We start from the raw sequence: 10,511 nt of genomic DNA on the forward strand, positions 1-10,511 counted from the left end.
AAAGTCCGAACGTCATCGTCGGAAGCTTTTTCATTGATTTAAAAATGTCAGCAAAAAATCTAGGGCGAGTAAGAACAAACTACTTCTTCTTGAAAACTTTAAGTGCGGCGGGGTGATCTTCTCTCCCGATTATGAATTTTGTTGCATTTGGCTCCCAAATGTTTACAAATTCTATTTCGGGACGAAGCTTCCCCGTCTTTCTACAAGTTTTCTGGGCATAAGCAGCTTGTCCTTCCAATGCCCATCACCATTGGTAATCAAATCATAACAAGTCTCTTTTAATATCAATAAAAGTAGCTTCTCAACAATTCAAATTCATCTACTCACTATATCATTATTGTGATTGTAAGCTGAGATTGCTCATTGTTTGCGGGGATGCGATTTCTTATATTAGCCCTGTTAATTCAATTTTTAGATAACAAACCTAATCAGATGAAGAAAATTTTTATTCTTTTTGCTGCATTTTTAACTTTAGTATCAACTACTAATCAAGTTATTGCAGAAAGGAAGGCAGAAACCTCTAACATTACTGCCGAAACAATTAAATCGACCATTGAGGAGTTAAGCACCAATTGTTTGGATAAAGCTTTACTTGAAAAAGGCGTAAAACACGCTGCAAGTCTTTGGCGCATGAGCGACGGAACAGAAGCAGATTTTAAAAACTTCTGTAAGAAAAGCTATATCGCCGACAAGGCTGAAAAGGAAATGGTGTTCCAGAAAATTTCAAGAAACCTTGAGATCATCACAGGACACTTCAACAAGATTACTCTAGATTTATTGGAGCCTGTTCACTTGAACACCTTCGAGCAGCACCCTATCGACAATGCTTTTGGTGCTTACAGCGTTGGTTCGCACTGGATGAACGATTTCTACAACAACAAAATCGCTTTTACCATTGCTTTGAACTTCCCATCATTCAGCTTGGCTGAGAAAGAAGCCAATGCAAAGAACTGGACTCGCCAGGAATGGGCATACGCTCGTTTGGGTGATTATTTTACAGCAAGAGTTCCTTCGGAATTGTTGCAAGCTGCTGGAACGGCTGCTGCAGGTTCTGATGTGTACATTGCAGACTACAACATTTATGTAGGTCACCTTACCGATAAAAAAGGCAAGCGTTTCTTCCCTGAAGACAAGGTCTTGCTTTCTCACTGGAACCTTCGCGATGAGATCAAAGCCAACTATGCCAACAAAAAAGATGGTTTAGACAAGCAAAAGATGATTTACCAGGTGATGAAAAGAATCATCTCTCAGGAAATCCCTGAAAAGGTAATTAACTCGGGTGATTTTGAATGGGATCCATACACAAACGTGGTTTACAAAGCTGGTAAAACAGTTGATGCAACTCCGGAACCAAACGAGAGATATCAGCAAATCCTGAATAACTTCCACGCAAACAAAGCGATTGATCCTTACTATCCAGATCAGAATACATTCATCAAGAGACAGTACGACGGAGCGAAAGAGATCTCTGCGGAAGCAACTGAAAAGATTTTCTCTGCATTCTTAAGCTCTGAAGAAACCAAAAAAGTGGGTAAACTGATTCAAAAGAGATTGGGTCGTAAGTTACAGCCATTCGATATTTGGTACGATGGTTTCAAGGCTCGTAGCGGAATGGATGAATCGAAACTAGATGCTCAAACCAGAGGTTTGTATCCTGATGCTGCTGCATTGGAAGCTGACTTGGCGAACCTATTGGTAAAATTGGGTTACGACAAGGAAAGAGCTCAGTGGTTGGCAGACAGAATTGCGGTTGATCCTGCAAGAGGTTCAGGTCACGCCTGGGGTGGCGCTGCAAAAGGTCAAAAAGCTCACTTGCGTACCAGAATTGGTGCAAAAGGTATGGATTACAAGGGCTACAACATCGCGATCCACGAGTTTGGACACAATGTTGAGCAAACCATCTCGCTATATGATGTGGACAACTTTGTAATGAACGGTGTTCCTAACACTGCATTTACCGAAGCATTGGCATTTATCTTCCAAAAGCGCGACATGCTACTTTTGGACGTTAAAGATGATACCCCACAAAAAGAAGCTTTAAAGAAATTGGATCTTTTCTGGAGTGCTTACGAAATTATGGGTGTTTCCTTGGTTGACATTCGCATGTGGAGATGGTTGTATGAAAATCCTAATGCTACAGCTGCTGAATTGCGCGATGCTACCATGGATATCGCGAAAGCGGTTTGGAACGAGTTCTACGCTCCTGTTTACGGTGTGAAAGATCAGCCAATTTTGGCGGTATACTCACACATGTTGAACAGTCCGTTGTACCTATCGAACTACGCATTTGGTAATGTTATTGAGTTCCAGTTGGAACAACAATTAAAAGGAAGAAGTTTCCCTGCTGAGGTTGATCGCATCTTTAAGCAAGGTCGTTTGACTCCTAACCAATGGATGGTTGAGGCTACTGGTAATGATTTATCGGCTGAACCTCTATTGAATGCGGCTAAAGAAGCTTTGGAAGAATTAAAGTAATAGCGATGGCATTGCGCCATTGACACAATAGAATTGAAGGCCATCTCGAAAGGGATGGCCTTTTACTTTTGGTACCTTTTATTTTTCCAATTCTAAGTAAAGACAGCATTCATGCTGTCTCTACCACGAGCTATAATAATGGTAAATCCAAGGCAATACCTTGGATTTGTACAGACTTTATGGTTTTGTCTTTAAGCCAGACGGGCTTTCTCTCTATCTTTTCTCCTTAGATGAGAAAAGAAACAAAAGAATCAAGCCAATCGGATACTGCTCGCCTTTCCATAGTAACGGTCTACCCCGAATCGCGTCCGATTGGCGGCTCCCGCTCGATGTGCATTACACAGTTACTGCATTAAATAAGCGGTGCTTTAAATAAATTAACCAAACATACCCCTATTCTTTTGCACTACTTCCTCACCTCAAGGAGAGGATTGGGGTGAGGTGATTTGGAGAAACTAAACTAAACTACCATTTGCCTGAAAGGTAAAGATCATTCAGCCCAGGGGAAGGGAATGATAATGACCGTCACCCTGGGTTATTGATGCAGTTTATTATCGTAGCAAGGGTTAATGTTGTTTGATTTGGATAGTTTATTGCGACGAATATGATTTTTTTGTTTTGTCTTCAAGCCAGACAGGCTTTTTCTCTATCTTTTCTCCTTAGATGAGAAAAGAAACAAAAGAATCAAGCCAATCGGATACTGCTCGCCTTTCCATAGTAACGGTCTGCCCCGACTCGCGTCCGATCGGCAGCTCCCGATCAAAATGCACTATTGAGTTGATTTGGGTTTTGTTACGCCGATTTGCAATATAAATTACCTCATCCCCTAACTCCTTCTCCTTAATGAGAAGGGGAATACATTGCAAGTAATTAGCGATCCTAAATCTTTCTTTGCACTACTTCCTCTCCTTTAGGAGAGGATTGAGGTGAGGTGATTTAAACAGGTAGTTTCTTTAGGTGGGTATTTATTTAGAATTAAAATAAACAAAGTATTATTTCTCTGACTTTCAAAACCACAATTCATTAACATATTATCTTCCCCTTTTGTTTGTATTTATGTTACACTAAAAACAGCATAAGCATAGTACAGAAATAGCGAAGGAATAGCGAAGAAGTAGCACAGCTGTAAATGCACCATTTAGGAGGGAGTTATTGTTAAGTGGTATTGCTCGTTGTGTTGATTAATTATCATTTGGAATTTTGCTGGTGTTATAGTCAGCCTGTTGACATTTTATGATATCATTGAGACCTTTATCATGTATATGAACATGTTAGTCATGATTATTTGAACGCTGATACCAACATATAGAAATTGATTATATCCAAAATATAGGAAATATGGCTATTGTAAAAAGAAATTTAATCACAACGGGCTTGAGTGGAAAATTAGGAAAAAACCTTGTGTTTAGACAACGTAAAGGAAAAACCATTTTATCTGTAGCAGCCCATTATTCAGGGAAAAGAACCGTTGCGCAAGAGCAACAAAAAAACCGATTTAAAAAGGCTACTCTATATGCAAACACACAAAAGCATGATTCTGAATTGATGGAAGAATACAATAGAGTAGCTAAGGAAAAAGGCATCTACAGCGGCTATAACCTGGCAGTATCAGATTATTTCCACCCTCCTACAATTGAAAAAATAGACACCAGGAATTATCATGGTGAAATTGGGGATATCATTGAAATTATTGCATTTGATGATTTTAAAGTGAAGCGTATTGAGCTTGAAATTTATAGCAGTGATGGAAACTTGATTGAAAAAGGCCTGGCCTATAAATATGATGAAAATGGTAAATGGCATTATGCTGCCAGTGTAGATAATTCAGAATACAAAGGAAATAAAATAGTTGTAAAGGCTTTTGATTATCCGGGAAATGAAAAGGTTAAGGAAGTTGTTCTGAATTAATTCTACTTACGAAATTAAAGCTCCAACAAACAGGAATTGTAATTTACCTAGATCGATTTTTTAGATACTAGAATTAATACTTCCCTCATGTATCATAAGCAAATTGACTCATTCTTCAGATTATACTATAAATTAGATTATGCATTCCTTTGAATAAATATTATTGTTTTGTAAATTACCAATCGATTTTATAAAAGGTGCACAATACACCCCATATAGGTCAGTATTGTGCACCTTTTTAATTTGAGATAAGTAAAATAAGTGCACCAGTGCACATTTAAAAAGTTGTACGCAATTTAGATTGGAGCTATTTATAGTAGCTGAAAGAATAAAAAAATAAATAATGAATAAAAATCAAGAGTTTAAAGTCGATTGGAAACTAATACTCTTTTCAGTTGTAATCTCAACTACATTGACTGTTTCCTTCTCTGAAAATAAAGATATATTTTGGACTGTATTATTTCTCCTAATCTTTCTATCTCTATTTCTAATTTCATTTAAGCTCAAACATAAACTACTCACTAGGTTAATTTCTATCTTTGGATTAAGTCATTTAATTCTTTTTCCGTACTTATATGTGATTTTACTAAACTTTGATTCCAATAGCTTTGATATGAATAGAGCTATCTCAAAGATTGAGAAAGATGGAGCATTTAAAGAATTAAATGAATCATATACTCCTTTAAAACTAAAAGCGGAATTCAATATTTTAGACTCAGTGATCAGGTTAATTCCGGATACTTTAGATACATCAATAGGTTTCTTAATAGATAAAAATGTGTTGTTATTTGACAATTATTTAGTTTATAGATCTTCCAAACATTATAAGACTACTCAACCAATGCCTGATGTTTGGACAATAGTAATATGTAATAAAAAAGGGAAATTTTTAATGGAGGCTGGGCTTGGAAAATATGAAAGAGAAGATAAATTGAAAATCCAGCTCATCAAGGAAAAAGAAGGTATAGTAGAAAAAATAGAGAATTATAATTCAGAGAAAGCACGTTATGAAAGGGATGAGATTTGGTCCTACAGTAGAATACTCTGGTATTCAATTAATATCTTTGAATCTAAACATATATCACCGAATACTCGATTAGCCAACATCATATATTTTATGCACAGGTTTATTGTTTATTTACTCCTAGTCTTCATCGGAACAAATTGCTACAACATTATTGCAATCACTAAAAAAGACTAAAAACTGCGTAAAACAAAAGCTAAATTTCATGGGCGTTGATGAGCAGTTTGAAAATTTAGTTCAATTAAGAAACACCAGCAAGCCACCCAGTTTTGGTTTGCTTAAAAATATAAACAAATTTATGCGGCTTGCTTATTTGGCGAATTGAAAGGATAATTCTTAGAAATTGTCACGAAAACTTAACAAAACCTGTAACCAATCAAAATGAGCAATATAGAAAACATACTAGAATCATTAAGAACATTTCAACCAAATTTTGATAATGTTCCAGAACTTAATAGGTTAATTGAAGAACTTTGGGAAACAGGAAAACAACAATTAGGCCTAGATGAATTATTTCGATTTGTAGAACGTTATCCTGAAGCTGATGGAGACTACGATTTATTCAGATTAGTTCATGCTTTTGAGGATATTAATGATTATGAAAATGCCTTGATTAAATCCTTAGATAGATGTCCATGCTTTATAAATATGCTTCTTGTAAAGCGAATAGAAAATTCAGGAAAGAACAATATTAAGGGAAAAATAATTCAGGACATTTATTTGGATTCGCTGAATCATGAATTAACTCATCAATCTGTAAAAAATGAAATAAATGACTGGCTACAACAAACCGCATAGTGCATAAGGCATTCCCCTCGCTGGTGCGCGATTCTATCGCGTTCCTTTATAGCAAAACCACACGAGAGGACTCGTGCGGCAGCTGGGAGGAAATTTAAAACCATACCGCCCTATTGGCTTGCCCTAACAAAAACGACAATACATTCACTAACCCATAATTACACACACTATGAAAACAAAATTCTTATTGGTCTTTGCATTCCTTTTATTAACCATTACAAGCATTACAAAGGCACAAAATTGCAAGTATACCCACGAAAAAGTAGATGAATTTTCTGGGAAAGTGGAAAGAAGAATCGTGCAGAAGCATAACTTCTATTTCACCTTTGCTTTTTACAGATTAGGCGATGATTATAGGCTGGAATCCTATGTAAACATTCCGGGTGATCAGGCGTTTTTAATTCCTGAAGGGAGCAAACTGAATTTGAAATTGGGTGATAAGTCTATCATGGAGCTTACTTCTATTAAAAATGCAACACCTCAGTCCTTTGTAGCAGGCAATCAAATCTATTCAGGCTTTGCAATGACCTATCCAATTACCAAAGAACAATTGAAGAAAATTGAAGAAGTGGGCATTAAATTCATCAGAACTTGCTTGAAAGATGAATCCTATTACGATATGGAATTAAAAAAGAAAAAGATTGAGAAGACTAAAACTTATGCTGGCTGTATTCTAAAAGATTAAACTTTCCAAAGTGTAGCTTAAAAAACAATGCCAGAAAGCGCGAGCTTGTAGCTCGCGCTTTGTATTGCATCACATTTAAAAACAAACCGATAAAACAAAGTATTAAGTAACATGAGAAAACTATGTAAGGATTTAACTCTTCCTAAATTGATTTTATTGATGGTAGGACTTTTTTTCATCACCTCTTGTGGTCCTACGGAATACCAAAAGATACCGCTAGAAAATCTTGATCCAAAATTGAAAAAGACAGCAAGTTTGATGGTTAAGGACATTCTAACTTCATTCAATCATAAAGATGGTGCAAGATTCTTGCTCGACAAAAACTACACAACCCCAATGGTGCATGGCCGAATAATGCATAATCTTGAAATGTATAATGAGAGCTATAAAATGATATCGATGACAATTGGGAAAGTTTCAAAGTACAGTCTATTTCAAGTGGTAGACAAAAATTTAATCAAAACAATGAGGTATAAGCTTGTTACCGATTCCGACGATTTCGAGTTTATAGAACTAAAATTGGATGTCAATATTGAATACGGACTTGCTGATTATTACTTGTATGTTACCAGCAAGGATGGAATATTGAAAAGAGAAAATGTATTGCCTAGAGCCGTAAAATAACCCAGACAGCCCCCTGCTGGTGCGCGATTCTATCGCGTTCTTTTTAGCAGAACCACACGAGTAGATTGATTTCATCGAACTTCGTTTCGCGCGGTAGCTAGGGGAAACACAGTTATAGATTGAACACATGAAGAAAACACTATTATTTATTTTACTCGCAAGTATTTGCCAAGTTGCTTTATCACAAAGTAATTCTAATTCAAAAGATCCAGAACAGACCATCTTTATTTATGGCGGGAATAAAAATCTAAAATTCACTCAATATGTTGTTGATTTAACTCAAAAAAAGAATCCTAAAATTTGCTTTCTACCTACCGCAAGTGCAGATAACGAAAGTAATATTGAAAACTGGAACTATTTCTGTAAAAAACTTGGATTAAAACCCTATGTTCTGAAAGTTTGGGTGGCTTCGAATAATGAAAATAAGTCGTTTGAAGATATTTTGCTTAATATGGATGCGATTGTTGTTGGCGGAGGAAATACATTGAATATGTTGGGTATTTGGAAAGCTCAAGGTATTGATACGCTCTTACAGAAAGCATTGAATAAAGGCATTATTTTAGCAGGAGGTAGTGCAGGATCACTTTGTTGGTTTCAATCAGGAATTAGCGACTCTCGTCCAGTAAATTTATCTGTGATCGATGGTATGTCTTTTCTTCCCTTTAGTCATTGTCCTCATTATTCCGATAATCTAAAAAAAGAAGTTTATCACGAACAAATTAAAAACAAGACCATAAGTGCAGGTTATGCTTGTGATGATAAGTCAGGTATTCTTTTTAGGAACGGCAAATATATAGAAACTGTCAGTTTGAATGACATTAACAACTCTTATTATGTTGCTCTAAACAATGGTGTCGTTGAGACGTCAAAATTGCCAACAAGGATACTGGTGAATAAAGATGCTTTATCTGTTAATGATTATAAATCGGTAGATGTAAACAAAAGCTTGAAAGAATATGCTGAAATCAATAAACAAGATAGCCCTATAGATGCTTTTATTTCTTTTAAATACATCTCCGTCAATGGACTGTGGTCAAAATATAAAGAATTAAGTTGTTTCTCTATACAAAGTCGATTTATTAAGGATATTCCTGACACAAGTGTTGATGATAAAACTAGAAATAAACATTTGAATACTGTTGTGAACAAGGTATTTATTTATAATGATTTGGTCGCAGGAGTGGTGAATAGAATGTATGATGATTATTATGGATTATGGTTTTTTTATTGGGAAAATGGTAAATGGATGAATGCTGGAGAAGACTTCGGTGGAGCAACAGTATTAGAAGCCGAAATCACATTTAGGGAAAAAGCCAAAATGCATTTAGGAAAAATTAAAGAAACAAACCCGAACCGCTAACATACGCTATATACCATTGGCGGGCAGATGTTTTTCGAAAGTTTTGTGCTTTTAATGAGCAACGGCAAGGTAGCCATTTTAGAATAGTTATAGTTAAATGCAATACTAAAATAGCTACCTTGCCCTTTTATATAATTTAAAACATAAATCAACTAAGGGGGCTACTATATCCCATTGCTCGCGCTTTGTAATACAACTCATCTCATTTAAAAACAAAGAAAACATTGATAATGAAATTTAAACTTTTGGTTCTGGCTTTATTCTTGAGCAATCTCACCCACTCACAAACTGAGAAAGATTCTCTTTTGCAAAAAGACATTGTAAGCCTGGTTGAAGAAATGGAGTTTATGTATGGCTACGACCAGACTTTACGTGAATATACCCTTTACAAGACTTTCGATAAGTCGGAAACCAACAGAATTGAAAATCTAAGGGATAGTTTAAAAACTGAAGAGATTTCTTCCCGACAATTTGAATCGGATGCAATGAAGAAGCTTATTTGGGAAAAATACATTAACCCCAAGGATGCTGAACATACCAAGAGAATGATTGAAATCACGAAGAAATATGGATTCCCAAGACTGAATCGAATTAGAAAATATTATAAAAAAGACTTTATCGATCCAGAGTTTAATCCTTTAGTCATATTTGTCCATTCGCCTAAAGAATATTGGAAAGAGCTAAAGGAATTAATTCTAAATGAATACAAGCAAGAACTAATCAGCCAATGTCAGTATGGCTATTTGCTATGGCATTTTACGGGACGTAAAAGCCTTCAACCAATGCTGGACAATGGCTATGAAATGGTAACGGAAAATGGGAAAACACGACTGAAATCCACATGTGATTAGCTCAAATCCCAAATAAAGAAAGCTCGTAACCAAACAATATCTCCCCAGTTAGCGCGTGCTTATAGCTCGTGCTTTGCGAATGCAAAATATCATTTGCAAAACATATCATCTGAAGTAGAAATCCTTCAATTACTGCCAAGGCAGAGTATGAGCTATAAGCTCGCACTAGCGGGAGGCTACTATATCATTTGAACAGGCATTGGTGGTGGCGGAGCATCAAAGTTCATTCCATGAAACTCTGTTAGTTTCTCTTTAAAGTACAATTCAAAACTATCATTTGATCCAGCTACCTTGTGCAAAAAATCATCGGCACCGGGGCCCTCATGTAAGGCAACGACTACCTTGCCACCCGGGGTTTCTGCCAGCCAGGCATTATGTCTGGTCAAACCATACTTTTTATTAAAATCACTAAACTCATTACTTTTCTCATTTGAAAGGGACTTAGCCCAAACTTTCCAGGCTTCCACTTTCTCATCAAATAATGGAACAACAACTAACCCCATGACTTAAAATATTAATATTAAACAATCTATTTTAGCAATAATAATTTAAGACATATTTATCCTTTAATCAAGTTTTGTAATTTAATTATTACTAATTCATGTTTTTTATAATCAGGTAAATACTGCTTAAAAATAAATATGTTGATGTTGTTGACTTATGGAATAATCCTAACAATTATCCAAACTCTTATAATTATGTAATAGGTAGTGCTTTAATTGATTTCCTGATGAAAAAAGGGAGTGAATCTCAATTAAAAGCTTCATTAAAAAAAACGGTGTATAA

9 protein-coding genes are annotated in these 10,511 nt (G+C 35.8%); 8 read left to right on the forward strand and 1 reads right to left on the reverse strand.

Features of this window, described 5'->3' with window-relative positions; genetic code table 11:
* The first annotated feature begins 432 nt into the window (after positions 1–432).
* The 8 genes from JCM15579_RS19630 to JCM15579_RS19665 all read left to right on the forward strand — a co-directional run bounded on the left by JCM15579_RS19630 (position 433) and on the right by JCM15579_RS19665 (position 9,725).
* A complete protein-coding gene (locus tag JCM15579_RS19630; RefSeq protein WP_218186259.1) occupies positions 433–2,475 on the forward strand; it encodes a hypothetical protein in 2,043 nt (680 codons plus the stop codon).
* A gap of 1,329 nt (positions 2,476–3,804) precedes the next feature.
* Entirely contained in the window at positions 3,805–4,383 is a 579-nt protein-coding gene (locus JCM15579_RS19635) for a lipocalin/fatty-acid binding family protein (RefSeq protein ID WP_262493553.1), read from the forward strand.
* 613 nt (positions 4,384–4,996) lie between these two features.
* The gene (locus JCM15579_RS19640; protein WP_157471574.1) at positions 4,997–5,584 is read left to right on the forward strand and encodes a hypothetical protein; all 588 of its coding nucleotides are present in this window, start codon (positions 4,997–4,999) and stop codon (positions 5,582–5,584) included.
* Between the two features lie 204 nt (positions 5,585–5,788).
* Entirely contained in the window at positions 5,789–6,205 is a 417-nt protein-coding gene (locus tag JCM15579_RS19645) for a hypothetical protein (protein WP_054722973.1), read from the forward strand.
* A gap of 169 nt (positions 6,206–6,374) precedes the next feature.
* Positions 6,375–6,890, forward strand: coding sequence for a hypothetical protein (locus JCM15579_RS19650; RefSeq protein WP_054722975.1), 516 nt, complete (start codon positions 6,375–6,377; stop codon positions 6,888–6,890).
* A 111-nt stretch (positions 6,891–7,001) separates the two neighbouring features.
* Positions 7,002–7,514, forward strand: a complete 513-nt coding sequence (locus JCM15579_RS19655; RefSeq protein ID WP_054722977.1) for a hypothetical protein — start codon at positions 7,002–7,004, stop codon at positions 7,512–7,514.
* A gap of 127 nt (positions 7,515–7,641) precedes the next feature.
* Positions 7,642–8,874, forward strand: coding sequence for a Type 1 glutamine amidotransferase-like domain-containing protein (locus JCM15579_RS20115; protein ID WP_083464785.1), 1,233 nt, complete (start codon positions 7,642–7,644; stop codon positions 8,872–8,874).
* A gap of 230 nt (positions 8,875–9,104) precedes the next feature.
* The gene (locus tag JCM15579_RS19665) at positions 9,105–9,725 is read left to right on the forward strand and encodes a hypothetical protein (RefSeq protein ID WP_054722979.1); all 621 of its coding nucleotides are present in this window, start codon (positions 9,105–9,107) and stop codon (positions 9,723–9,725) included.
* Positions 9,726–9,904: 179 nt separating this feature from the next.
* Here JCM15579_RS19665 and JCM15579_RS19670 read toward each other — a convergent pair whose 3' ends face one another.
* Entirely contained in the window at positions 9,905–10,228 is a 324-nt protein-coding gene (locus JCM15579_RS19670; RefSeq protein WP_054722981.1) for a hypothetical protein, read from the reverse strand.
* Between the last annotated feature and the right edge of the window lie 283 nt (positions 10,229–10,511).

This window comes from Marinifilum fragile JCM 15579 (assembly GCF_001310955.1).
GTDB lineage: Bacteria > Bacteroidota > Bacteroidia > Bacteroidales > Marinifilaceae > Marinifilum > Marinifilum fragile.

Bases quoted from the DNA above. Each gene is read 5' to 3' on its own strand.
- JCM15579_RS20115 (WP_083464785.1), top strand. From the start codon at position 7,642: ATGAAGAAAACACTATTATTTATTTTACTCGCAAGTATTTGCCAAGTT.
- JCM15579_RS19670 (WP_054722981.1), bottom strand. From the start codon at position 10,228: ATGGGGTTAGTTGTTGTTCCATTATTTGATGAGAAAGTGGAAGCCTGG.
- JCM15579_RS19630 (WP_218186259.1), top strand. From the start codon at position 433: ATGAAGAAAATTTTTATTCTTTTTGCTGCATTTTTAACTTTAGTATCA.
- JCM15579_RS19650 (WP_054722975.1), top strand. From the start codon at position 6,375: ATGAAAACAAAATTCTTATTGGTCTTTGCATTCCTTTTATTAACCATT.
- JCM15579_RS19640 (WP_157471574.1), top strand. From the start codon at position 4,997: ATGAATAGAGCTATCTCAAAGATTGAGAAAGATGGAGCATTTAAAGAA.
- JCM15579_RS19655 (WP_054722977.1), top strand. From the start codon at position 7,002: ATGAGAAAACTATGTAAGGATTTAACTCTTCCTAAATTGATTTTATTG.
- JCM15579_RS19665 (WP_054722979.1), top strand. From the start codon at position 9,105: ATGAAATTTAAACTTTTGGTTCTGGCTTTATTCTTGAGCAATCTCACC.
- JCM15579_RS19645 (WP_054722973.1), top strand. From the start codon at position 5,789: ATGAGCAATATAGAAAACATACTAGAATCATTAAGAACATTTCAACCA.